20 protein-coding genes are annotated in these 23,673 nt (G+C 44.5%); 16 read left to right on the plus strand and 4 right to left on the minus strand.

Annotation, left to right across the window (positions count from 1 at the left end):
• Positions 1 to 140: 140 nt before the first annotated feature.
• The 4 genes from prfB (at position 141) to VIA_RS01810 (ending at position 5,188) form a co-directional block, all read left to right on the plus strand.
• Positions 141 to 1,239, plus strand: a protein-coding gene (prfB, locus tag VIA_RS01795; protein WP_138977038.1) for a peptide chain release factor 2 whose coding sequence is annotated in 2 segments (ribosomal slippage) — positions 141 to 215 and positions 217 to 1,239 — 1,098 coding nt in all. Because the reading frame shifts where the segments join, the coding sequence is not laid out codon by codon here.
• Between the two features lie 52 nt (positions 1,240 to 1,291).
• Positions 1,292 to 2,824 (plus strand): lysine--tRNA ligase, encoded by a 1,533-nt coding sequence (lysS, locus tag VIA_RS01800; protein ID WP_004410196.1) that lies wholly within the window; start codon positions 1,292 to 1,294, stop codon positions 2,822 to 2,824.
• A 282-nt stretch (positions 2,825 to 3,106) separates the two neighbouring features.
• The gene (gene vpsR, locus VIA_RS01805; RefSeq protein ID WP_004410199.1) at positions 3,107 to 4,441 is read left to right on the plus strand and encodes a cyclic-di-GMP-binding transcriptional regulator VpsR; all 1,335 of its coding nucleotides are present in this window, start codon (positions 3,107 to 3,109) and stop codon (positions 4,439 to 4,441) included.
• Positions 4,442 to 4,936: 495 nt separating this feature from the next.
• On the plus strand, positions 4,937 to 5,188 hold the full coding sequence (locus VIA_RS01810) for a hypothetical protein (RefSeq protein WP_004410203.1): 252 nt from the start codon (positions 4,937 to 4,939) through the stop codon (positions 5,186 to 5,188).
• Positions 5,189 to 5,251: 63 nt separating this feature from the next.
• On the opposite strand, the gene VIA_RS01815 is transcribed toward VIA_RS01810, so the two are convergent.
• Positions 5,252 to 6,286, minus strand: coding sequence for an NADP(H)-dependent aldo-keto reductase (locus VIA_RS01815; protein ID WP_004410204.1), 1,035 nt, complete (start codon positions 6,284 to 6,286; stop codon positions 5,252 to 5,254).
• A 127-nt stretch (positions 6,287 to 6,413) separates the two neighbouring features.
• Between VIA_RS01815 and VIA_RS01820 the strand changes: the two genes are divergently transcribed.
• Positions 6,414 to 6,725 (plus strand): DUF6482 family protein, encoded by a 312-nt coding sequence (locus VIA_RS01820; protein ID WP_004410212.1) that lies wholly within the window; start codon positions 6,414 to 6,416, stop codon positions 6,723 to 6,725.
• Here the strand turns inward: VIA_RS01820 and mutH are convergent.
• Positions 6,722 to 7,387, minus strand: coding sequence for a DNA mismatch repair endonuclease MutH (gene mutH, locus VIA_RS01825; RefSeq protein ID WP_004410221.1), 666 nt, complete (start codon positions 7,385 to 7,387; stop codon positions 6,722 to 6,724). The genes VIA_RS01820 and mutH overlap by 4 nt on opposite strands.
• Positions 7,388 to 8,008: 621 nt before the next feature.
• Between mutH and rppH the strand changes: the two genes are divergently transcribed.
• From rppH to VIA_RS01850, 5 genes are read left to right on the plus strand one after another with little or no spacing between them, the layout of a single operon-like run.
• Positions 8,009 to 8,527, plus strand: coding sequence for an RNA pyrophosphohydrolase (rppH, locus tag VIA_RS01830; protein ID WP_004410223.1), 519 nt, complete (start codon positions 8,009 to 8,011; stop codon positions 8,525 to 8,527).
• A gap of 2 nt (positions 8,528 to 8,529) precedes the next feature.
• Positions 8,530 to 10,776 carry a phosphoenolpyruvate--protein phosphotransferase gene (gene ptsP / locus VIA_RS01835; protein ID WP_004410224.1) on the plus strand — a complete coding sequence of 749 codons (2,247 nt, stop codon included), beginning with the start codon at positions 8,530 to 8,532 and terminating at the stop codon, positions 10,774 to 10,776.
• 35 nt (positions 10,777 to 10,811) lie between these two features.
• Positions 10,812 to 11,576 carry a sulfite exporter TauE/SafE family protein gene (locus VIA_RS01840; protein WP_086027921.1) on the plus strand — a complete coding sequence of 255 codons (765 nt, stop codon included), beginning with the start codon at positions 10,812 to 10,814 and terminating at the stop codon, positions 11,574 to 11,576.
• 56 nt (positions 11,577 to 11,632) lie between these two features.
• Positions 11,633 to 12,454: a prolipoprotein diacylglyceryl transferase gene (lgt, locus tag VIA_RS01845; RefSeq protein WP_004410226.1), complete on the plus strand. Its 822-nt coding sequence runs from the start codon at positions 11,633 to 11,635 to the stop codon at positions 12,452 to 12,454.
• Positions 12,455 to 12,463: 9 nt separating this feature from the next.
• Positions 12,464 to 13,315 carry a thymidylate synthase gene (locus VIA_RS01850; RefSeq protein WP_004410227.1) on the plus strand — a complete coding sequence of 284 codons (852 nt, stop codon included), beginning with the start codon at positions 12,464 to 12,466 and terminating at the stop codon, positions 13,313 to 13,315.
• Between the two features lie 486 nt (positions 13,316 to 13,801).
• Here VIA_RS01850 and VIA_RS01855 read toward each other — a convergent pair whose 3' ends face one another.
• Entirely contained in the window at positions 13,802 to 14,947 is a 1,146-nt protein-coding gene (locus VIA_RS01855; RefSeq protein ID WP_004410229.1) for a Na/Pi symporter, read from the minus strand.
• A gap of 411 nt (positions 14,948 to 15,358) precedes the next feature.
• On the opposite strand from VIA_RS01855, the gene nhaR reads away from it, so the two are divergent.
• Both nhaR and VIA_RS01865 read left to right on the plus strand, forming a co-directional pair.
• On the plus strand, positions 15,359 to 16,249 hold the full coding sequence (gene nhaR, locus VIA_RS01860) for a transcriptional activator NhaR (RefSeq protein ID WP_004410231.1): 891 nt from the start codon (positions 15,359 to 15,361) through the stop codon (positions 16,247 to 16,249).
• A 160-nt stretch (positions 16,250 to 16,409) separates the two neighbouring features.
• Positions 16,410 to 16,706, plus strand: a complete 297-nt coding sequence (locus tag VIA_RS01865; protein WP_004410233.1) for an ArsR/SmtB family transcription factor — start codon at positions 16,410 to 16,412, stop codon at positions 16,704 to 16,706.
• Positions 16,707 to 16,797: 91 nt separating this feature from the next.
• Here VIA_RS01865 and rpsT read toward each other — a convergent pair whose 3' ends face one another.
• On the minus strand, positions 16,798 to 17,058 hold the full coding sequence (gene rpsT / locus VIA_RS01870) for a 30S ribosomal protein S20 (RefSeq protein WP_004410238.1): 261 nt from the start codon (positions 17,056 to 17,058) through the stop codon (positions 16,798 to 16,800).
• Between the two features lie 247 nt (positions 17,059 to 17,305).
• On the opposite strand from rpsT, the gene murJ reads away from it, so the two are divergent.
• The 4 genes from murJ to lspA all read left to right on the plus strand — a co-directional run bounded on the left by murJ (position 17,306) and on the right by lspA (position 23,606).
• Positions 17,306 to 18,868, plus strand: coding sequence for a murein biosynthesis integral membrane protein MurJ (gene murJ, locus VIA_RS01875; RefSeq protein ID WP_004410239.1), 1,563 nt, complete (start codon positions 17,306 to 17,308; stop codon positions 18,866 to 18,868).
• Positions 18,869 to 18,958: 90 nt separating this feature from the next.
• Positions 18,959 to 19,903: a bifunctional riboflavin kinase/FAD synthetase gene (gene ribF, locus VIA_RS01880; RefSeq protein ID WP_004410242.1), complete on the plus strand. Its 945-nt coding sequence runs from the start codon at positions 18,959 to 18,961 to the stop codon at positions 19,901 to 19,903.
• A gap of 55 nt (positions 19,904 to 19,958) precedes the next feature.
• Positions 19,959 to 22,796: an isoleucine--tRNA ligase gene (gene ileS / locus VIA_RS01885; RefSeq protein WP_004410244.1), complete on the plus strand. Its 2,838-nt coding sequence runs from the start codon at positions 19,959 to 19,961 to the stop codon at positions 22,794 to 22,796.
• A 306-nt stretch (positions 22,797 to 23,102) separates the two neighbouring features.
• On the plus strand, positions 23,103 to 23,606 hold the full coding sequence (gene lspA, locus VIA_RS01890; protein ID WP_004410246.1) for a signal peptidase II: 504 nt from the start codon (positions 23,103 to 23,105) through the stop codon (positions 23,604 to 23,606).
• Positions 23,607 to 23,673: the final 67 nt, after the last annotated feature.

The following is a 23,673-nucleotide window of genomic DNA, read 5'->3' on the forward strand; positions in this document are numbered from 1 at the left end:
AGATCCCCTGTCGCGTAAGGCGTGGCAGGGGATTTTTTATATTGGTGGATTTTTATTCGTCTACAAAAAAATTCTGTATCTTCGTCACACTTTTGAGTACAATTCTTCGGTTAAATTCTACTCATAAATGTTGAGCAAACATGTTTGAAATCAATCCTATTAAAAACCGCCTAAAGGACGTGTCTGAGCGCACTGATGTCCTGAGGGGGTACCTTTGACTATGACGCTAAACAAGAGCGTCTAGAAGAAGTCAACGCAGAACTAGAACAACCGGATGTATGGAACGAACCTGAGCGCGCCCAAGCGTTAGGTAAAGAACGTTCTGCATTAGAAGCGGTTGTTGAAACGATTGATCAACTTGAGCAAGGTGTTGAAGACGTTGACGGTCTTTTAGAGCTTGCTGTTGAAGAAGAAGATCAAGAGACGTTTGACGAGATCGAACCAGAATTGGCTGAGCTTGAAGCGAAACTTGAGAAGCTAGAATTCCGTCGTATGTTCTCTGGCGACCACGATTCATCGGATTGCTACATTGACTTGCAGTCTGGTTCTGGTGGTACAGAGGCGCAAGACTGGACATCAATGATGCTACGTATGTACCTACGTTGGGCTGAAGCGAAAGGCTTTAAGACTGAGGTTATTGAAGTATCAGAAGGTGAAGTCGCGGGTCTTAAAGGCGCGACAGTCAAGATCTCGGGTGAATACGCTTACGGTTGGTTACGCACAGAGACCGGTGTTCACCGTCTTGTTCGTAAATCTCCGTTCGACTCTAGCGGTCGTCGCCATACGTCGTTTGCTTCTGCGTTTATCTATCCAGAGATTGATGACAACATCCAGATCGACATTAACCCTTCAGATCTTCGAATCGATGTTTACCGCGCATCTGGCGCAGGTGGTCAACACGTAAACACCACTGAATCTGCGGTACGTATTACTCACGTACCTACTAATACTGTGGTTCAGTGTCAGAATGACCGTTCTCAGCATAAGAACAAAGATCAAGCGATGAAACAGCTTCGCGCTAAGCTATTTGAATTAGAGATTCAAAAGCAGAATGCTGAGAAGCAAGCAAATGAAGATGCGAAGTCTGATATCGGTTGGGGTAGCCAGATCCGTTCTTACGTTCTGGATGACTCGCGAATTAAAGATTTACGTACTGGCGTTGAAAACCGTAATACTCAAGCGGTTCTTGACGGCGACTTAGATAAATTTATTGAAGCTAGCCTGAAATCAGGCCTTTAAGCTTTTCACCGAAAAAACTATTTTTCACATAGAAAGACAGGATACATCGAAAATGACTGATGCTGTTCAAAACGACAACGTTCAAGAAGCCTCTTCTCCTGAAGAGAACAAGCTGATTGCTGAGCGCCGCGCTAAACTTGACCATATCCGCCAAAGCTGTAAAGCAAATGGCCACCCAAACGACTTCCGTCGTGACGCACTAGCGGGCGACCTGCAAAAAGAGTTCGGTGAAAAGACGAAGGAAGAGCTAGAAGAGCTAAATCACGTAGTAGCAATTGCTGGTCGTGTTATGGCTAAACGTGGTCCATTCCTAGCGATTCAAGAAACATCGGGTCGTATCCAAGCATATGCTGCGAAAGATGTTCAAAAAGAGCTGAAAGAGAAGTACCAAGGTCTAGATATCGGTGACATCATCGGTGTTAAAGGTGCTCTTCATAAGTCAGGTAAAGGCGATCTTTACGTGAACATGGAATCTTACGAGCTGCTAACGAAAGCACTTCGTCCACTTCCAGAGAAGTTCCACGGTCTAACTGACCAAGAGATGCGTTACCGTCAGCGTTATGTTGACCTAATCGTGAACCAAGATTCGCGTGAAGCGTTCATCATTCGTTCTAAGCTTGTATCGGCTATCCGTAACTTCATGAGCTCAAAAGGCTACCTAGAAGTTGAAACGCCAATGATGCACGTGATCCCAGGTGGTGCAACGGCTCGTCCATTCATCACACACCACAATGCACTGGACATCGACATGTACCTACGTGTTGCTCCAGAGCTTTACTTGAAGCGTCTAGTAGTGGGTGGTTTTGACCGCGTATTTGAGATCAACCGTAACTTCCGTAACGAAGGTCTTTCTCCGCGTCATAACCCAGAATTCACTATGATGGAATTCTACCAAGCGTACTCTGATTACAAAGACCTAATGGATCTAACGGAAGAGATGCTAAGTACGGTAGCAATGGATGTTCTTGGTTCAACATCTATGCCTTACGGTGATGAGACAGTTGAGTTTGGTGGTCAGTACGCACGTCTAAGCATGTTCGATGCTATCAAGCAGTACAACCCTGAGCACGCTGAAATTCAAGCGCTGACAGAAGTCGATCTACAAGACCGTGACAAGATGGTAGCAATCGCGAAATCGGTTCATGTTGAAGTAGAAACATTCTGGACATGTGGTCAGCTTCTTGAAGAGATCTTTGGTGAAACTGCTGAGCCTCAGCTAATTCAACCAACTTTCATCACTGGTTACCCAGCGGATATTTCTCCTCTGGCTCGCCGTAGCGATGACAACCCGTTCTTTACTGACCGCTTTGAGTTCTTCATTGGTGGCCGTGAAGTTGCAAACGGCTTCTCAGAGCTTAACGATGCACAAGACCAAGATGAGCGCTTTAAAGCACAAGTAAATGCAAAAGACGCTGGTGATGACGAAGCAATGTACTACGATGCAGACTACATCACGGCACTAGAGCACGGTTTACCGCCAACGGCTGGTCAAGGTATTGGTATTGACCGTCTAGCGATGCTATTCACCAACACGCACACTATTCGTGACGTGATCCTATTCCCAGCGATGCGCCCACAAGCGTAAGTGCTGAAATAGAACAGTTTTAAAAGCCATCTTCGGATGGCTTTTTTATTGCCTATCAAATAATAACTTCCAAAATGACATCCTGTAACTAATTGAAAACCAAGATAAAGGCGCAATTTTTTTTGAGACGACTCCCACTATGTATGGAAAAAGGCCGATTCAGTCGCTAGTCTTATTATTGAGACAGATTCTCTGTGCGAGTCTCTATAATGTAACCACATAAGTTATTATGTGCTTTTGTATGCACACTATTTACGTTATCAATAATAAGGAACTAGCTTCATGGGTAGTCAATTCCGGATGGATTCCGTTCCAGGCTCGTTGGTTGTAGTGGGAGGAACCTATGAGCCCTGGCTTTCAGTCTTAGAGCAAGTTGGTTGGAGATGTACGCAGTGCGGAGATTTACGTAAAGCAGATGATTTGTTTACTGAAACCGGTCCTTGTATCGGTATTGTGGATTTAAGCCACGACGAGTTTAGTTTGAACGGAATCGCTAACTTAGTAAGTAAACATAAGCAAGTTCGATGGTTGGCTTTTATTCGCGAGTCGCAATTGAGTTCTGACACTATCTGCCAGTTCATTGTTAACTTCTGTATTGATTTCTTTACCGCACCGATCCCTGATGCGCAGTTATTGAGTACCATTGGTCACCAGCTGGGTATGCTTAAGCTAGAGAAAAAAGTGTGGCCTCACTATGGTAACCAAAGTGATATGGGTCTGATTGGTGACTCTATGCCAGTTAAGCGCTTGCGTGATCAAATTAAGCGCATTGGTCCTACTGACGTGAGTATTCTTATTTATGGTGAGAGCGGCACAGGTAAAGAGACGGTTGCCCGCGCTGTTCATCGTACCTCTGCGCGCGCTAATAAAGAATTTATCTCGGTGAACTGTCGCGCGATGTCTGAGCGCCGTCTCGAGAGCGACCTATTTGGTATTAACCGTGAAGATGCGTCAGAGCCATCAATCTTGGAAAAAGCGCACGGTGGTACGATTCTTCTTAACGATATCCTTACTTTACCTAAGTCTCAGCAGTTCAACTTACTGCGCTTTCTACAAGAGGGTATGGTTGATACCGCATCAGGCCGCAAAGAGGTGGATGTGCGAGTACTTGCCGCCAACTCAGCAGATATAGAGAAAGCGCTGATTGATGGCGATTTCAATGAAGAGCTCTATCACTACATTAATGTGCTTAGAATTAATGTCCCAAGTTTGAAAGAGCGAGCAGGGGATATCGCTATATTAGCTCGTCACTTCTTACAGGAATATTCCAAAGAGTATAACGCTCAAGCGCGTAGCTTTACTGAAGAAGCTGCACGTGCGCTGACCCGCTACCACTGGCCTGGTAATGTGCGAGAATTGATGAACCAAATTAAGCGAGTGGTTCTGATGTCAGATACCGTGATGCTTGATGAAATGAATCTCGATTTACCGAAACGCAGCGATAGTCGCCGTAGCTTGAAGAGTATTCGAGAGCGCAGCGAGCGAGATGCACTGCTATTGGTTTTAGAGTCTCATGCAGGGCAAGTCTCGATGGCGGCAAAAGAGTTGGGCGTATCTCGTGCAACAATGTATCGTTTGTTAAACAAACACAACTTGATCTCAGACGTCCCTGCGTAATTTCCTGCGCCAATCTACTTAGCCACGTAATATTTTGCGTGGCTTTTTTATAAAATTAAGATAATCCCCCGTCATTTTGATATAGCCAAGATGAATATCTTATTCTCATCGATTGAGAATGGTTATTTTTGGGTGAAAAAATTGTTTTGCTTTTGTTGGTAAAAAAGCGGTTGAATAATTAATCACTGCGGTTAGAATTTAACCATGAGCTCAGACTCATACCCACAAACCTATTTGGATTAATGCATAGCTAGGAGGCGCACAATGAAACACATTACTGTTCAATCATTTACCTGTGCGTCTAACGATCATGTCAAGCCTGCAATGGATGCGAATAAACGCACCTTTGTTATCGCCGATCGAAACCTAGATACAACAATGTAATTAATCCGTACCCTCTTATTTTTAATTGGCTGCGGAAAAGCAGCGAATTAAAACTCAATCTTTGTCGATTCGTTGATCTTTTCCCAGCCTGTACTCAACTGGAGAAAACTCATGAGTCATTCTGTATATCTAAAGCTAGCCACCGTCTTAGTAAAGGCCGATCTTAAACGTGAAGAACGTGAATGGAAACGAAAACTGCGTCGTAGTGCCTACGATCTTCCATGGGAAAACGCTCGCTTACTTCGAGACATTGGCTTAGAACAAGATGGTCGTCCAATCGGTTTTTCTGAGCCTGACAGCGTCAAAGCCGAACGCCGTATACGTCATCTTCGCCGTGTACTCAGTGCGCGAATACCAACGTAATCATAAGGGGCAGGTTGCTTCGCCTGCCCCGAATTCTGTTACTGCCTATGATTAGCTAGACAGTTATGGGCAAGGGTTGGAATAAGTCGTCCCAATCTCTTGAATCCCTTGAAGCAATTCATCCGTTAATACGACATCTAAACTATCAATATTTGATTTCAGCTGTTCAAGGTTTGTCGCTCCGATAATATTGGATGCGACAAACGGCCTCTGATTGACAAATGCGAGCGCCATTTGGGCAGGATTTAGACCATGCTCTCTTGCCAAGTCTACATAGGCTTGCGTCGCTTGAATGCCTTGCGGCGTAAAATAACGCACAAAGCGTTCAAACAGAGAACAGCGAGCGCTATCTGGACGAGAACCATTGAGGTATTTGCCACTCAAGCAGCCAAACGCAAGCGGTGAGTAGGCCAAAAGTTGGACCCCCTCATAGTGGCTGATTTCAGATAAACCGACTTCGAAGCTTCGGTTGAGCAAGTTGTATGGATTCTGAATCGAGACAACTCTTGGCAATTCGTGCTTCTCTGCCAAGCGCAATAAGGTCATCAAGCCCCACGGCGTCTCATTAGACACACCGATATAGCGAATTTTACCGGCTTTGATCAACTCAGCGAGCGCTTCCAGAGTTTCAATTAAGGTGACTTCTTCTTGCGAGTCTGGATAAGGGTAATTGAGCTGGCCAAAACAGTTGGTTTGACGCTGCGGCCAATGCAATTGATATAAGTCGACGTAGTCGGTCTGTAAGCGTTTCAGGCTGTCATCAATAGCTAGGTGGATGTTTTTACGATCTAGACTCATGTTGTCACGGATATAAGGCACATTGCGTGGGCCTGCCACCTTTGTCGCTATCACCACTTTTTCACGCTTGCCTGATTTGGCGAGCCAATTACCGATATATTGCTCGGTCAAACCTTGTGTTTCTGCCTTTGGTGGGACTGGATACATTTCTGCGCTATCAATGAAATTGACTCCACGTTCTAGAGCGTAATCGAGCTGGCTAAACGCTTCTTGCTCTGTGTTCTGCTCACCAAATGTCATTGTGCCAAGACAGATCTTACTTAGCTCAAGAGTCGAGTGAGGTAACTTGTTGTATTGCATCGATCTTCCTTGTTATGGCTTTGAAGTGATACCACTATAGGTGATCTTTCAAAGGTTAGAAAAGGTATCAGATAACAAATTCGCAAAATTTGATAAGTTGGCTAATACTGTTTTATGGAGGTGAATTATGCAAAAAAGTCAGTTAGATAGATGGATCCATGGGCACCACAAGGACAGCTATCAGCCACCTAAGGTATTTGTGATTGGTTGTTCTGATTTATCTCAGTATTTACTCGCCGTGGAATACAAACACAAGCTTGAGCCGATTAAAGTGGATGATGAGCCAATCCACTATGATTCGTTGGAGCTGGTGAAAGAAGAACTATTGCGGTTAGGAGTCGAAAGAGCCTATCTACGCCTACATAACGCCTATGACGAATTTGGCGTCGGAGATGGGCCGTTATATCACGATGTAGAGTTGTCTCTGACGACACACTAAACATAGTGCTGTTCAAGAATACGAGCAGTAAATTGCGTTCTAAGGTAAAACCCTCTTGGTAGGGTTTTTATCGGTTTGCCACTTGCGCCGTACGCTTCAGTTAGCACTCGGCTATTGGCTGCTTTAGGACGTAACTGAAGCATTTCACCATGTCGGGCGTTGATCTGCTCGACACGACCAAGCACGATCATCTCCATCAACTCTTCCCAGTCGGTTTTCAACTGCAGTTCTTCTTCTTCACTTGGTGACCAAATTAACGGTGAGCCGACGCGTCGTTCAGCTAAGGGGATTTCACGTTCCCCTTCGACAGGTACCCATAAGACACGAGACAGTTTATTTCTAACATGGCTAGTTTCCCAGGTCAGTCCGTGAACACCGACTAAAGGGGCAACACAGACAAAGGTGGTTTCTAGCGGTTTTCCTGAATAGCTAATTGGGATGGTTTTTAGCTCGATTCCAAGTTGTTCGAAGTCTTGTGTTGGTTTACTTCCTGCCGTTGCACCTAAATGCCATTCAAGTAATTGACCAACCCAGCCTTTATCGCGGCGAAGATCCGGTGGAACCTCGATCTTTGCTTCATCAGCGAGTTCTTGAAAACTGACGCCTGCAATATTACTCGCACGTTCAAGCAGTTCTTGTTCTGACTGGGGTTCTGATTTCATGTAGCGTCGATCTATCTATGAAGAGGAGGGCTATTGTAGCGGAATCTAGCTAAATTTCGAATGCACTAAGATTGATCGTTATGTGCAAAAGATCATCACTTAACGGGTTATCCACAGGCTTGGCATTAAAATAGTCTATATTTGTTAGTTATGTATAAATTAACAGTGTTTTTATGGTGACAAAATGCTTGTATTTTCAAGTTATTACTCAGTTCGTTATTGGTAAGTGTGGATAAATGCAGTGTTGATTGATCTTTAACCGATCTGAGTTACGGTCGTCTTTTTTAGGCCTTAAGTGTTTTATAAGGTGTTCGGTTTTCTGTAATTGCATGTTTTAAAAGATATAATTGTTTTTAGTTGATGGTTGTAAATCCATCACCCCTCAGGTGCGTCTGTTTATTGATCACTTTCTCATTGATTCTTCACATAGTTATACACAGAAAAGGTGAATAAATGTGGGCTATGTCTCACATGTGTGTGAGTAACCTCTTATTTGATTAAAAGTTATTCATTATTTAAGAGGAAGGTAATATTTTTTGTGTGAGTCACACTAGTAAGTTTGCTCCTACTGGGGATATGTGGAAAAATCACTGTAATTAAGAATTTATTTGAGGTTGGCCAGTGATAGATGGCGATGGTTACCGCTTAAATGTGGGAATTGTAATCTGTAACAGCCATGGTCAGGTCTTCTGGGCTAAACGATACGGACAACACTCTTGGCAATTCCCACAAGGTGGAATTGATGAAGGTGAAACCCCTGAACAAGCAATGTACAGGGAGTTATATGAAGAGGTTGGTCTTACTAAGAAAGATGTCAAAATCGTTGCGACAAGTCGTCATTGGTTAAGGTATAAACTACCAAAACGACTGGTACGCTGGGATTCGAAACCTGTTTGTATCGGCCAAAAACAGAAATGGTTTCTACTGCGCTTGGATTGTGACGAGTCACAGATCAATATGCAGCGAGGTAGTTCCCCTGAATTTGATGGTTGGCGTTGGGTAAGTTATTGGTACCCAGTGCGACAAGTGGTCTCTTTTAAGCGAGATGTATATCGACGCGCAATGAAAGAGTTTGCATCAATGGCGATGCCATTTAAAGAACGCAGAGTCAAAGGTAAACGTAAACACCGAAGAGGATAGACATGCTTTCTCAGCTAAGGGAAATAGTTGAACAAGTATCTAAAGTGGATGAGGTTCATCAGGCTTTAGATATTCTAGTAAAGCAAACATGCAGTGCTATGAACACTGAGTGTTGTACTGTCTATCTTGCCAATGAAGAAATGCAGCGCTTAGAGTTAATGGCGACTCAGGGGCTGCGTTTCAAAGGTGACAAGATTCATATTCGTTTCAGTGAAGGTTTGGTTGGTTTAGTTAAACGTAGTGCTGAACCTTTGAATCTCGCTGAGGCGTCTAAGCACCCCAAATTTAAATACTTCTCAGAGCTAGGTGAAGAGATTTACCAAAGCTTTCTCGGTACGCCGATTATTTACCGCAAGCAGGTGCTTGGGGTATTGGTAGTACAGCAAAAATCACCGCGCTTGTTCAATGAAATGGAAGAGTCCTTTTTGGTGACTCTTGCTGCCCAGTTGGCGGTTATCATCGCTCATGCACAGACCCAAGGTCATTGGCGCTTAGAGAAAAAACAACAAGCGATCCGTGGTGTACCAGCTTCGTCTGGAGTCGCAATTGGTGAGCTGTGGTGGGATGATACTCAGCCGGAGCTCTCAAATGTCTATCCCGCTTCCACGCTTGATGTCGAACGTGAACAAGAGTGGTTACTGCTGGCTATAGAAGAGGCGTTGGGCGACTTTCGTCGCATGCGTAAAAAACTAGACAGTGAAATCAATAAAGATGCACTGGCTATTTTTGACCTTTTTACCCACCTACTAAATGACCCGATGCTGCGCAAAGACTTAAAAGCGCAGATTCAAAAAGGGGATCGTGCCGACTGGGCGCTTCGTCAAGTTGTTGAGTCTTACTCTAATCGTTTTGCTCGTATGTCGGATGTTTACTTACGTGAACGTGCTCAAGACATTCGTGAACTGGGCCAGCGCTTATTATTCTTTTTGCACAATACCGCACAAGATCGTCAGGTTATTGAAAAGCCAGTGATTTTGGTGGTTAGAGAGCTAACGGCAAGCTTGCTCGCTTCGGTGCCCAAAGAGAAACTGCTCGCGGTCATTTCGCTCGATGGCGCAGCCAATTCCCATGCAGCAATCTTATCTCGAGCGCTGGGGATCCCTGCCGTGATGGGCGCTAACCTTAATCCCAAAGTGATTAAGGGAAAATTAGGCGTGGTCGATGGCTACAGCGGTAAGATCCTAATTTCGCCAAACAAGCAGCTGTTGCGTGAGTATCGTTCACTGGCTAACCAAGAACGCGAGTTAGCCAATAAGGTTAATCAACGTATCGAAGAGCCTGCTTTTACCAAAGATGGTGAACGTATTGAAGTGATGCTCAATGCGGGCTTGAGTGCTGATGCCAATATCGCCATCAACCAAGGGGTAGATGGGGTCGGACTGTATCGAACTGAAATATCTTTCCTACTTCAGCATCGTTTTCCATCCGAAGAAGAGCAGACTCAGCAATATCAAGCAGTGATGAACAGCTACCCTGACAAACGCGTAGTGATGCGTACTCTTGATGTTGGTGGTGATAAGGCACTGCCATACCTGCCAATCGAAGAAGACAACCCTTTTTTGGGATGGCGTGGGATTCGTTTTACTTTGGATCATCCCGATATCTTTTTAATGCAGATTCGCGCCATGATGCGAGCTAGTTCGATTCATCAGAACTTAAGTATCTTATTGCCTATGGTTTCTGGTGCTCAAGAACTTGATGATGCAATCGAGTTGATAGAGCGTGCTTATGATGAAGTTTCAGAGCTCGATGAACGTATTCGTATGCCTGAAATTGGTGTGATGATTGAAGTGCCATCAATGATTTACTTGCTGCCCTTGATTGCGAGTAAAGTGGATTTTGTTTCCATTGGTACCAACGACTTAACCCAGTATCTATTGGCTGTCGATCGCAACAATGCGCGAGTTGCAGATGTTTACGACTCAATGCACCCTTCCGTAATTATGGCATTAAGTCATATTCATAAAAGCTGTCAGCAACTGAAGTTACCGGTTTGTATTTGTGGAGAATTAGCCGGTGACCCTATTGGAGCTTTGCTAATGGTTGGCTTAGGCTATCGCAGCTTGAGTATGAACACCTCTAACGTGGCCAAAGTGAAGTATCTGCTGCGCCATACTGACGTAAGCGAACTTGAAGCGCTTGCTGACAAAGCGCTGATACAGCCTTATGGTCATGACATATATACTATGATGCAGGCATTTTTCGAAGATAAAGGTTTTGCTGGCTTTATCCGTGCTGGTAATAAGTAAGGTTGTTTGTGTTAATTGAATTACTTCTCGCGTTTATGCTGCTTGGTGCAATTGTCGGTGTGATGGCAGGGCTATTGGGCATTGGTGGCGGTTTGATCGTTGTCCCTGCACTACTATTTCTGCTACCTATGGCAGGTGTTGATCCTGATATTAGTATGCACATTGCGTTAGCGACTTCTCTGGCGACTATCATTGCAACATCCGGTTCATCTGCTTTGAATCACTTCAAGCTAGGCAATGTGGATATGTTTGTGGTGAAGTGGTTAATGCCAGGCGTGGTGGTTGGTGGCTTCCTAGGCGCTAAAGTAGCTGAATGGATACCCTCTCAATACCTACCTAAGGTCTTTGGCGTGATTGTCTTCTGTCTCGCGGTACAAATGCTGTTCTCACTTAAAGGCAAGGCAGCTAAAACTATGCCTAGTAATGCAGTCACTATGGGTATTGGCACTGGAATAGGGATGATCTCTAGCCTAGCGGGTATCGGTGGAGGCTCTTTGTCGGTGCCTTTTCTTAATCGCCATGGTATTGATATGCGCAAAGCCGTCGGTTCTTCGTCTGTCTGTGGTTGTATGATTGCGATATCAGGCATGCTAGGGTTTATTATGCATGGTTATAAGGTCGAGTCTTTGCCTGAATACAGCATAGGTTATGTGTACCTTCCTGCGCTTATCGCCATTGCTTCGACGTCTATGTTGATGACTCGAACTGGGGCCAAGTTAGCGACATCGTTACCAACCCCAACTTTGAAAAAAATATTTGCACTGTTTTTAATGTGTGTTGCTGGAACTATGTTGCTGTAAGGCACTCTCATCTATACGCTTCATGATTATCTAAACTTAATAAGAGTAAAAATCCTATGTCTCAGGGATACCTTTCCTTTCCTAATATAGATCCAGTATTGGTCTCTATTGGCCCTCTTTCTATTCGTTGGTACGGCTTAATGTACCTAGTGGGTTTCGCTTTCGCTCTTTGGTTGGCAAACCGACGCGCAGATCAGCCAGATAGTGGTTGGACAAGAGAACAAGTTTCAGACTTACTCTTTGCTGGCTTCCTAGGCGTAGTGATTGGTGGACGAGTTGGCTACGTGCTGTTCTACAACTTTGAACTGTTCCTACAAGATCCAATCTACCTATTTAAAGTCTGGACTGGTGGGATGTCATTCCATGGCGGATTGCTGGGTGTGATTACGGCAATGTTCTGGTATGCGCACAAAAATGGCCGTACATTCTTTGGTGTCGCTGACTTTATTGCGCCGTTGGTGCCGTTTGGTTTAGGTATGGGCCGTCTAGGTAACTTTATGAACAGTGAGCTTTGGGGACGTGTAACAGACGTGCCTTGGGCATTTGTGTTCCCTAATGGTGGGCCGCTACCGCGCCATCCATCACAACTGTATGAGATGTTCTTAGAAGGGATTGTGCTGTTCTTTATCTTGAACTGGTTTATTAAGAAGCCTCGTCCTCTTGGTTCTGTATCAGGGCTATTCTTAGCGGGTTATGGTACATTCCGTTTCCTAGTAGAATATGTACGGGAACCTGATGCACATTTAGGTCTGTTTGGTGGATTTATCTCTATGGGGCAAATTCTATCACTACCTATGGTGATCATTGGTATTCTGATGATGGTTTGGGCGTACAAGCGCGGCCATTACAAAGATGAGTTACCACAACAAACGAAGTAAGGAATTGGTGTGAAGCAGTATTTAGATCTCTGTCAGCGTATCGTTGACCAAGGTGAATGGGTAGAAAACGAACGTACAGGCAAACGCTGCCTAACCGTGATCAATGCCGATCTAACTTACGATGTTGCCAACAATCAATTTCCCTTGGTGACAACCCGTAAGAGCTTCTGGAAAGCAGCGGTTGCAGAATTACTTGGTTATATTCGCGGTTACGACAATGCTGATGATTTTCGCAAATTAGGTACTAAAACTTGGGATGCGAATGCCAACCTGAATGAAGCATGGTTGAACAACCCTTATCGTAAAGGCGAAGACGATATGGGCCGAGTATACGGTGTTCAAGGTCGCGCTTGGGCTAAGCCGGATGGTGGTCATATCGATCAACTGCGTAAGATTGTTGATGATCTGACTCGTGGCGTTGATGACCGTGGTGAAATTCTGAATTTCTATAACCCAGGTGAGTTCCACATGGGGTGTTTACGCCCTTGTATGTACAGCCACCACTTCTCGTTATTAGGGGACACGCTGTACTTAAACAGTACTCAGCGCTCATGTGACGTTCCATTAGGCCTTAACTTCAATATGGTTCAGGTTTATGTGTTCCTCGCTATTATGGCGCAGATTACGGGTAAGAAAGCGGGTCAGGCATACCACAAGATAGTGAATGCTCACATCTATGAAGATCAGCTAGAGCTAATGCGTGATGTGCAGCTTAAGCGTGAACCCCTTAAGGCTGCGACTTTCCATATCAACCCTGAGATTAAGTCGCTTGAAGATTTAGAAACTTGGGTAACACTGGATGACTTCTGGGTAGAAGGTTACGAGCACCACGAAGCGATTAAGTATCCGTTTTCGGTGTAGTGATTAAAGTCGTTGATTGAGCCGTCCAATTGGGCGGCTTTTTTGTGTCTGCAGGAAAGGGCTGCACCCTGATTGAGGTTAGTAACACCATATTGGGTCATTCTATAGCGTGATGAAGGAGTGAGTGGGAATCTCTCAAGGGTTTCAACTTGCTTATAAGAGATCCCCAACTCGTTCGTGCCTCACTCTTGAGGATGACATTGCTTTTTATGGTTTGATATATGGACGGTCATTTCATAGAAAGATGAAGGAGCGAGTGGAAATCTCTCAAGGTTTTCAACTTGCTATAAGAGATCCCCAAATTGTTTGTGCCTCACACTTGAGGATGACATTGCTTTTTTATGGTTTGATATATAGACGGTCATTCCATAGAGAGACGAAGGAGCGAGTAGGGAATCTCTATTAGTTTTCGGCTCTCTTTCGTCCAAACACAAAAAAGCCCGCTACCTAAGTAGCGGGCCTTCAAATAAGCGATGGTCTTTGGTATTAAGCCGTCAGTGCTAGGATTGTGCCTGGCAGTGCAACGAACACTGCTAATAGATAACCAGCAACAACCGCTTTGTTCTTCACTGCCATATCAGAGATAAGGTCTGCACCTTTCACTGGAATCTCACGTAGGAACGGAATGCCGTAGATGAATACCGTCGCCATTAGGTTGAACACTAGGTGTACAAGTGCAATCTGTAGAGCGAATACTGCGAACTCGCCAGATACTGCTGTTGCAGCAAGTAGAGCTGTAATACACGTACCGATGTTTGCACCTAGAGTGAACGGGTAAACATCACGCACTTTTAGAACACCTGAACCAACCAGTGGAACCATTAGACTTGTTGTCGTAGAAGAAGACTGAACAAGTACTGTGACTACTGAACCTGATACGATACCGTGAATTGGACCACGACCGATTGCATTCTTCAGGATTTCACGAGCACGGCCAACCATTAGGCTCTTCATTAGCTTACCCATCACTGTGATTGCAACGAAGATTGTCGCGATACCCAGAACGATAAGTAGAACGCCACCAACTTGGTCACCAAATGTTGCTAACGGCTCTTTAACTGCACTTACAACTGGCTTAGTAATTGGCTTGATGAAGTTTAGACCTTTGATGCTCATGTCACCTGTTGCTAGGAATGGAGATACTAGCCAGTGTGAAATCTTATCAAGGATGCCGAACATCATTTCTAGAGGTAGGAAAATTGCTACCGCTAATAGGTTAAAGAAGTCATGAATCGTCGCACTTGCAAAAGCACGTTTAAATTCTTCTTTGCAACGAACGTGACCTAGAGAAACTAGCGTGTTCGTCACAGTAGTACCGATGTTTGCACCCATCACCATAGGGATAGCTGTTTCCACCGGAAGACCGCCGGCAACTAGGCCCACGATAATTGAAGTTACTGTACTTGAAGATTGGATAAGTGCGGTTGCAACTAAACCGATCATCAAACCTGCTACAGGGTGAGAGGCAAATTCAAATAGAACTTTGGCTTGGTCGCCTGTTGCCCATTTGAAACCACTGCCTACCATAGATACCGCTAGAAGTAGCAGATACAACATGAATGCCAAGTTAGCCCAGCGCAACCAGCGAGTAGTGCTCGAAATCGGCGCCGCTGTAGTAGTAGCTTGGTTCATAATCATTTTCTCCGTGGACCGTTAATGTCTTTGTTTTGGTCTGTTGTTGAAACTGAGGCCGATGTTAGAGGGGAAATATTTCAGTAATATTACAGTTGTGTGTAATGGTTTTTTTTTTGCTTGGGTGACAGGTTATTGCGTGTAATTGGAAATTTACATTGAATGTAAATTGTTGAATATAAAAGGTTTTACTGGGTGTTTTTGAAGGCGTTAAAGGTGTGACGAGAATCGAAAAAAAACACAAAAAATTTAGCGTAAGTAGAAGTTTATGACAGTGAATTGTCATATTATAAATTCTAAGTTCGGTAAAACTTAATTAAATTGCCAATTTGCATCGGTTTTGTCGAGTTATTGTTGTCATGGTTTGCTTCTGATATAACCTTCCTATTCGCTTAATAAGAGTATCTGTTGATGTCGCACTTAAACTATAACCACCTTTATTACTTTTGGATGGTGTGCAAACAGGGATCCGTCACCAAAGCGGCGGACGCATTATTCCTGACCCCGCAAACTGTCACTGGGCAGATCAAAGCATTAGAAGAGCGTATGGAGGGCAAGCTTACTAAGCGTAATGGCCGTAGTTTAGAGCCGACAGAGCTTGGGCAGTTGGTATTTAAATATGCTGACCGTATGTTTGGCTTGAGTTATGAGATGCTGGATATCGTAAATTACAGTCAGCGTTCGAATATCCTGTTTGATGTCGGTGTGGCAGATGCGTTGTCAAAGCGATTGGTGAGTAAGATCTTAATGACCACAGTACCGGATGATAACAGCATTCATCTGCGTTGCTTCGAGTCCACCCACGAAATGCTACTCGAACAGCTTGCTCAACATAAGCTGGATATGATCTTGTCTGATTGCCCGGTAGATTCAAGCCAAAGCCCTGGCTTATATAGTAAAAAACTAGGTGAGTCGAATATGAGCTTCTTCTGTTCGGGTAACGTCGATGATGTTAGTTTTCCAGCTGTATTGGAACAGAGAAAGCTGTTGATCCCAGGAAGCCGTACTGCAATGGGGCGTAAAGTGCTGCAATGGTTTGATCGACAAGGCATTAAGCCAAATATCTTAGGTGAATTTGATGACGTAGCATTAATGAAGTCATTTGCTCGCTATCACCATGACGTGATCTTTTTAGCACCTTCTATTTACGTAACTGAGGTTGAGAGTGACCTTCCTTTGCAGTTGATTGGTCATATCGAAGAGTTGAAGGAAGAGTACTACGTCATCTTTGCAGAACGTATGATTCAGCACCCTGCAGTCAAGAATGTTTGTGATGCAGACTTCACAACCTTGTTTAATTAAGAACTTTTTTCATTTGAACAAATAGATTAGTTGTAACAATTCGATTAATATTTGAAATATTCTCGTTAAATATCATTATAAAAATTATGGTTATATAATGCATGGTATGAGATAACGGAATGTAATTCTTGTTGTTATATTGTTTTAGAGGTAGTAGCCGATGAATTTACAAGAGATGGAAAAAAACTCTGCACAGGCGGTAGTACTACTTAAGGCGATGGCAAATGAACGTCGTCTACAGATTCTGTGTTTGCTGCATAACCAAGAACTGTCAGTTGGGGAGCTGTGCAGTAAGCTTGAACTGAGTCAATCCGCGCTTTCTCAACATCTTGCGTGGCTGAGACGTGATGGTTTAGTGAATACTCGCAAAGAAGCGCAGACAGTTTACTACACATTGAGCAGTGAAGAAGTGAAAGCGATGATTCAGCTGTTACATGATCTCTACTGCAATGAGTAAATGATCTAATTTGAGTTGAAAATCTGAATTTTAGATATAAAAAAACCGGCGTAAGCCGGTTTTTTCTTTCACTGTATAATCAGAGTTCTAATTAAAGAGCTTTGATTGCAGCAGCGAAACGAGACTTATGACGAGCAGCTTTATTCTTGTGAATAAGGCCTTTAGTTGCCATACGGTCTAGGATTGGTGTAACTGTAGCAAATGCTTCAGTTGCAGCAGCTTTGTCGCCAGCTTCGATAGCAGCAACAGTTTTCTTCATGTAAGTACGCATCATTGAGCGACGGCTAGCGTTGTGCTGACGACGTTTCTCAGCCTGGATAGCGCGCTTCTTAGCAGATTTACTATTTGCCAAGGGTCTAACTCCCAAAAACTTAGTTCAGTGACAATTTAAGGGCGAGGAATATCCCCTATTTGCTCTTAAATGTCAAATAATTTGTGCAAAAACCAATCGAGCCAAACAAATTTTGGAATGAAGGGTCTTCACGGTTAAGATGGCGGGGATTCTAACAGTATTTTTTTTTCAATGCTAATACTAATCTACTCTGGTTATGACATTCCTAGTGTAAAGTAAGGCAAAATTTTCAAATCCCGAGGTTATTGTGAGTAAACGTCTACTCAAGTCAGGCATGATTGTTAGTGCCATGACATTGATTTCTCGCGTTTTAGGCTTAGTGCGAGACGTTGTTGTTGCCAATTTAATGGGGGCGGGTGCGAGCGCGGATGTCTTCTTCTTTGCCAACAAGATTCCTAACTTTTTGCGCCGATTGTTTGCAGAAGGGGCATTTTCACAAGCCTTTGTTCCAGTATTAACCGAAAGCCATGCCGCCGGGGACATGAATAAAACCCGTGAGCTCATCGCTAGAGCGGCAGGTACCCTCGGAGTAATTGTCTCTATTGTTACGTTACTTGGCGTTTTAGGCTCTGGCGTGGTAACGGCGCTGTTCGGTTTTGGTTGGTTTCTCGACTGGATGAATGGTGGGCCTTCAGCGGAAAAATTTGAGCTAGCGAGTTTTATGCTCAAAATTACTTTCCCCTATTTGTGGTTCATTACTTTTGTTGCTCTGTCGGGAGCGATACTCAACACCATGGGCAAGTTTGCGGTCTCTTCTTTTACGCCTGTCTTTCTTAATGTCATGATCATTCTGTCGGCATGGTATATCGCGCCTCAGTTAGAACAGCCAGAAATAGGCCTTTCTATTGGTGTGTTCCTTGGCGGTTTAGTGCAGTTCTTATTCCAGATTCCTTTTCTTATTAAAGCGGGAGTCATGGTTAGGCCAAAGTGGGGATGGCGCGATCCTGGTGTTGTGAAAATTCGCACTCTGATGATTCCAGCCCTGTTTGGTGTATCAGTGAGTCAAATTAACCTTTTGTTTGACACCTTTATTGCCAGTTTCCTACAAACGGGTTCAATCAGTTGGCTTTATTACTCTGACCGCTTACTGGAGTTCCCTTTAGGTCTGTTTGGCATTGCGATTGCGACGGTGATCCTTCCTGCACTGTCGCGTAAACACGTTGATGCGCAGAGTGATGGTTTTGCCCAGACAATGGATTGGGGCGTACGCATGGTGACACTGCTTGGTATCCCTGCGATGTTGGGCTTGATGGTGTTAGCCAAACCAATGTTGATGGTGTTATTTATGCGCGGTGAATTTAGCCCGCAAGATGTCCAGTTTGCATCGATGTCTTTGGTCGCTTACGCATCGGGCCTACTAAACTTCATGTTGATCAAAGTACTGGCGCCAGGCTATTACTCTCGTCAAGATACCAAAACCCCAGTTAAATACGGCATTATTGCCATGGTCACTAATATGGTGTTCAACGCTATTTTTGCGTGGTTCTATGGCTATGTGGGTTTAGCGATTGCGACAGCGCTGTCTGCATTCGTCAATATGTCTTTGCTCTATCGTGGTTTGCATCTCTCTGGTGTGTATAAGCTAACACGTAGAACCGTCTTATTTATTATCAAGTTAGTGATTGCTGGTGGCTTAATGGTCGCTGCTATATTGTGGCAATTAGAAGATATGTCCGTTTGGCTAGCTTGGAGTTTTGTTGAGCGAGTGACGGGACTGGTGCTGTTGATTGGATTAGGTGCAGCGGCTTATCTAGCGACCTTGCTCCTTTTAGGTGTTAAGTTAAAAGACTTAAAAGCAGCGACAGAGTGAACCTGATTAGTATATAATCCGTCAGTTTTACGCAACATGACTCTTTTTCGAAGAGTAATTAATACAAAGATAGGTTTTTAGCGGTTTCCAATGGAATTGATCCGAGGCATTCATAACATCAAATCACATCATCAAGGGTGTGTATTGACGATCGGAAACTTCGATGGTGTGCATTTAGGCCACCAAGAAGTATTACGCCAAGTGTCTGAGCAGGCAAGCGTATTAGGTTTGCCGTCAACGGTAATGACCTTTGATCCTCAGCCTTTGGAATTGTTCGCTAAAGATAAAGCGCCAGCACGTTTAACTCGTTTAAGAGATAAATATGTTCAGTTGAGTAAGCTCAACATTGAAAGGCTTCTTTGTGTTAATTTTAACCATAGGTTTGCCAACCAAAGCGCTGATGAATTTATTAGTGACTTGTTGGTGAAGCGTTTGGGTGTTAAGTTTCTCGTCGTAGGTGATGACTTTTGCTTTGGCCGTGGTCGTGAAGGCAACTTTGCAATGCTGCAAAAAGCGGGCAAACAGTATGGCTTTGAAGTCGTAAGTACTCAAAGTTTTCGTTTGGAACAACTGCGAGTCAGTAGCACTGCCATTCGTAAAGCATTAGCGAAAGATAAGCTTGATGCCGCAGCAGAAATGCTAGGGCGAGATTATAGTATTAGCGGCCGCGTATCACATGGTCGCAAATTAGGTCGTACGATCGGCTTTCCTACGGCGAATATTCCCCTAAAGCGTTGCGTATCTCCTGTCTCTGGTGTGTATACCGTTGAGGCTCTTGGCCTTGGTGAACAACCAATAGGAGGCGTGGCGAACATTGGTAATCGACCAACCGTAAATGGGGTTCGCCAACAACTAGAAGTACATCTATTCGACTTTAAAGCCAACTTATATGGTAAACAGCTAGAAATTGTACTTTTAGATAAGATTCGAGATGAGCATAAATTTGAATCATTCGAAGCTTTAAAACATCAAATTGAATTGGATGCTGAAGCAGCAAGGGTGTGGCTGCGCCAGCGTGAAGACCAAGCGGTTTAGTTCACTGCTTGGCATAATGTCTAACTGTCACCCAACACAACGGAATTAAGAATCGATGAGTGAGTATAAAGATACCCTGAACCTTCCTGAAACAGGGTTTCCGATGCGCGGCAATCTGGCGAATCGCGAGCCAGAAATGCTTAAGCGTTGGTATAAAGAAGACCTTTACGGCGCAATCCGTGAAGCGAAGAAAGGCAAAAAATCTTTCGTTCTGCATGATGGTCCTCCATACGCAAATGGTGACATCCACATTGGTCACGCACTAAATAAGATTCTTAAAGACATTATTATTAAATCCAAAACACTTTCTGGTTTTGATGCACCGTACATTCCTGGTTGGGACTGTCACGGTCTACCAATTGAACTAATGGTAGAAAAGAAAAAAGGCAAACCAGGCCAAAAAATCTCTGCGGCAGAATTCCGCGAAGAGTGTCGTAAGTACGCGGCAGGCCAGGTAGAAGGCCAAAAAGAGAGCTTCAAGCGCCTAGGTATCATGGGTGAGTGGGATAAGCCATACCGCACTATGGACTTCGATACAGAAGCAAACATCATCCGTGCGTTAGGTAAAATCGCAGATAACGGCCACCTACTGAAAGGTTTCAAGCCTGTTCACTGGTGTACTGACTGTGGCTCTGCTCTTGCAGAAGCGGAAGTTGAGTACAAAGATAAAGTATCTCCATCTATCGATGTGAAATTCACAGCAGCAGATGAAGCGGCTCTTGTTGCTAAATTTAACCTAGCAGAAGGTCATGAAGGCCAAGGTGATGTCTCTATCGTTATCTGGACGACTACGCCATGGACACTGCCAGCAAACCGCGCAGTATGTCTACGTGATGACCTGGAATACGTTCTTATCCAAGTGGAAGCAAACGGTGAGCAAGCAGCGCAACGTATTATCGTCGCGTCTGAGCTAGCAAAAGACGTAATGGATCGTGCTGGTATTGAGCACTTCCACAATCTTGGTTTTGCTACCGGTGCCGATCTTGAACTGACTCAGTTCAACCACCCATTCTACGACTTCACAGTGCCGGCGATCCTTGGTGAACACGTGACAACTGAATCAGGTACAGGTGTTGTTCACACTGCACCAGGCCATGGTCAAGAAGACTTTGTGGTTGGTAAAAAATACGACCTAGAAATCGCAAACCCAGTCGGTTCTAACGGTGTTTACCTACCTGATACTGAGCTATTTGCTGGTCAGCACGTATTCAAAGCGAACGATTCAGTTCTTGAAGTTCTGAAAGAGAAAGGTGCGCTACTACACCACCATGCATACGAGCACAGCTACCCACACTGTTGGAGACACAAAACTCCAATCATCTTCCGTGCAACACCACAGTGGTTCGTATCTATGGACCAAGCAGGCCTGCGTGCAAAAGCACTAGAGTCAATCAAGGGTGTTGAGTGGATGCCTGAGTGGGGCCAAAGCCGTATCGAAGGTATGGTTGAAGGTCGCCCAGAGTGGTGTATTTCTCGTCAACGTACTTGGGGTGTGCCAATCGCTCTATTCGTTCATAAAGAAACAGCAGAGCTTCACCCGAATACGATTGAACTAGTTGAGAAAGTAGCTCAGTTAGTTGAAGAGAAAGGCATTCAAGCTTGGTGGGATGTAGAAATCGCAGACCTACTAGGCGAAGAAGCCGATAAGTACGAGAAAGTGCTTGATACGCTAGACGTATGGTTTGATTCAGGTGTGACTCACTACTCAGTCGTTGATGCTCGTGAAGAGTACAACGGTGCAAGCGCTGATCTATACCTTGAAGGTTCAGACCAGCACCGTGGTTGGTTCCAATCTTCACTGATCTCATCTATCGCGATGAAAGGTGAAGCACCATACAAGCAAGTACTAACACACGGCTTCGTTGTTGATGGTCACGGTCGTAAGATGTCTAAATCTATCGGTAACGTAGTTGCGCCAAAAGACGTAACCAACAAGCTAGGTGCAGATATTCTACGTCTATGGGTTGCTTCGACAGATTACACTGGTGAAGTTGCCGTATCAGACGAAATCCTGAAGCGCAGCGCAGATGCATACCGCCGTATCCGTAACACTGCACGTTTCTTCCTAGCAAACCTAAGCGGCTTTAACCCAGCAACTGACATCGTTCCTGCAGAAGAGATGGTGGCACTGGATCGTTGGGCTGTAGGCCGTGCACTGGCTGCGCAAGAAGAGATTGTTAAAGCGTACGGTGAGTACAACACGCACGCAGTTACACAGCGTCTAATGCAGTTCTGTTCGATTGAAATGGGTTCATTCTACCTAGACGTGATCAAAGACCGTCAGTACACAGCGAAACTGGGTGGTCACGCTCAACGTAGCTGTCAAACAGCGCTTTACTACATCGTAGAAGCTCTTGTTCGTTGGATGGCGCCTATCATGTCATTCACTGCGGATGAAATTTGGAACGAAATGCCTGGTGAGCGTGATAAGTTCGTCTTCACTGGTGAGTGGTTCGAAGGTCTATTCGGTCTTGCTGAAGGCGAAGAGCTAAGCAACGAATTCTGGGCAGAGATGCAAGCGGTTCGTGGTGGCGTGAATAAGCTGCTAGAAGATGCGCGTAAAGAGAAGACTATCGGTGGTTCACTACAAGCAGAGCTAACCCTATACGCAGATGATGCGCTAGCGGCGAAAATCAACAAACTTGAAGATGAGCTACGCTTTGTTCTTCTAACCTCTGCAGCAACAGTGAAGCCTCTCAGCGAGAAGACGGATGCAGCGCAAGCAACGGATGTTGAAGGCCTGTTCGTTGAAGTTGTAGCAACAGAAAACGAGAAGTGTGACCGTTGTTGGCACCATACTCCTGACGTAGGCACAATCGAAGGTCACGAGAAGATCTGTGGTCGCTGTGCAACGAACGTTGATGGTGAAGGCGAAGTGCGCAAATTCGCATAGTTTAGCTCAACGAGAAGTTGAACTTTATTGAAATATTATAGCCCCAGTACATACTGGGGTTATTTTTAACTGCCGTTTTACATAAATTGCCAAGAACTTGCCGTCACTTAACCGTAGGGCTTGAATGTGTGGGCAATACTTCGATAAGTGCACAGTAAGCTTGTTGAGATTCCTTACTCACTCATTCTTCGCTCTAAGGAATGACGGTGCTGTAAAGATAGTCCAGTGTCATCCTCAAGAGGGAGGAACGACCGAGTTGGGGATCTCTTACAGTAGTGTCTAGTTCATGATTTTATAGGAACTTTAATGAGTAATATTCCATTAAAACAATCAGGTGTGCGTTGGCTTTGGCTAGCGATTGTTATCTTCTTTGCTGATATTGCTATCAAGTTGTTTGTGATGGACAACATGGGTTATGGCTGGGCAAATCGTATCGAAGTGCTCCCGTTCTTTAACCTGCTGTATGTTCACAACTACGGCGCAGCATTTAGCTTCCTAAGTGACCAAGCGGGTTGGCAACGTTGGCTGTTTACTGGTATTGCCTTTGCGGTAACCGGTATGCTTACGTACTGGATGAGCAAGCTGCCAGCAAAAGAGAAGTGGAATAATATTGCTTATGCGATGATTATTGGTGGTGCGGTAGGTAATGTATTCGACCGCGTAGTGCATGGATTTGTCGTCGATTACCTAGATTTCTTCTGGGGGGATTACCACTGGCCTGCATTCAATCTAGCGGATACCACTATTTGTATCGGTGCAGCAATGATTATTCTTGATGGCTTTCGTAACAAAGAACAAGCCAAAGCGTAATTCGTGATTGAGTGAATAACCTTAAGCGCTGTCGGTTGATTCAGGCAGCGCTTTTCTTTATGTTGAA

The sequence above is a fragment of the Vibrio orientalis CIP 102891 = ATCC 33934 genome (assembly GCF_000176235.1).
In the GTDB taxonomy this organism is placed as follows: Bacteria; Pseudomonadota; Gammaproteobacteria; order Enterobacterales; family Vibrionaceae; genus Vibrio; species Vibrio orientalis.

What these genes read in the sequence shown, in the direction of transcription:
- ribF (WP_004410242.1), top strand. Translation starts at nt 18,959, where the DNA reads ATGGAATTGATCCGAGGCATTCATAACATCAAATCACATCATCAAGGG.
- VIA_RS01865 (WP_004410233.1), top strand. Translation starts at nt 16,410, where the DNA reads ATGAATTTACAAGAGATGGAAAAAAACTCTGCACAGGCGGTAGTACTA.
- VIA_RS01855 (WP_004410229.1), bottom strand. Translation starts at nt 14,947, where the DNA reads ATGAACCAAGCTACTACTACAGCGGCGCCGATTTCGAGCACTACTCGC.
- nhaR (WP_004410231.1), top strand. Translation starts at nt 15,359, where the DNA reads ATGTCGCACTTAAACTATAACCACCTTTATTACTTTTGGATGGTGTGC.
- ptsP (WP_004410224.1), top strand. Translation starts at nt 8,530, where the DNA reads ATGCTTTCTCAGCTAAGGGAAATAGTTGAACAAGTATCTAAAGTGGAT.
- VIA_RS01820 (WP_004410212.1), top strand. Translation starts at nt 6,414, where the DNA reads ATGCAAAAAAGTCAGTTAGATAGATGGATCCATGGGCACCACAAGGAC.
- lysS (WP_004410196.1), top strand. Translation starts at nt 1,292, where the DNA reads ATGACTGATGCTGTTCAAAACGACAACGTTCAAGAAGCCTCTTCTCCT.
- mutH (WP_004410221.1), bottom strand. Translation starts at nt 7,387, where the DNA reads ATGAAATCAGAACCCCAGTCAGAACAAGAACTGCTTGAACGTGCGAGT.
- vpsR (WP_004410199.1), top strand. Translation starts at nt 3,107, where the DNA reads ATGGGTAGTCAATTCCGGATGGATTCCGTTCCAGGCTCGTTGGTTGTA.
- VIA_RS01815 (WP_004410204.1), bottom strand. Translation starts at nt 6,286, where the DNA reads ATGCAATACAACAAGTTACCTCACTCGACTCTTGAGCTAAGTAAGATC.
- VIA_RS01810 (WP_004410203.1), top strand. Translation starts at nt 4,937, where the DNA reads ATGAGTCATTCTGTATATCTAAAGCTAGCCACCGTCTTAGTAAAGGCC.
- ileS (WP_004410244.1), top strand. Translation starts at nt 19,959, where the DNA reads ATGAGTGAGTATAAAGATACCCTGAACCTTCCTGAAACAGGGTTTCCG.
- VIA_RS01840 (WP_086027921.1), top strand. Translation starts at nt 10,812, where the DNA reads ATGCTGCTTGGTGCAATTGTCGGTGTGATGGCAGGGCTATTGGGCATT.
- lgt (WP_004410226.1), top strand. Translation starts at nt 11,633, where the DNA reads ATGTCTCAGGGATACCTTTCCTTTCCTAATATAGATCCAGTATTGGTC.
- lspA (WP_004410246.1), top strand. Translation starts at nt 23,103, where the DNA reads ATGAGTAATATTCCATTAAAACAATCAGGTGTGCGTTGGCTTTGGCTA.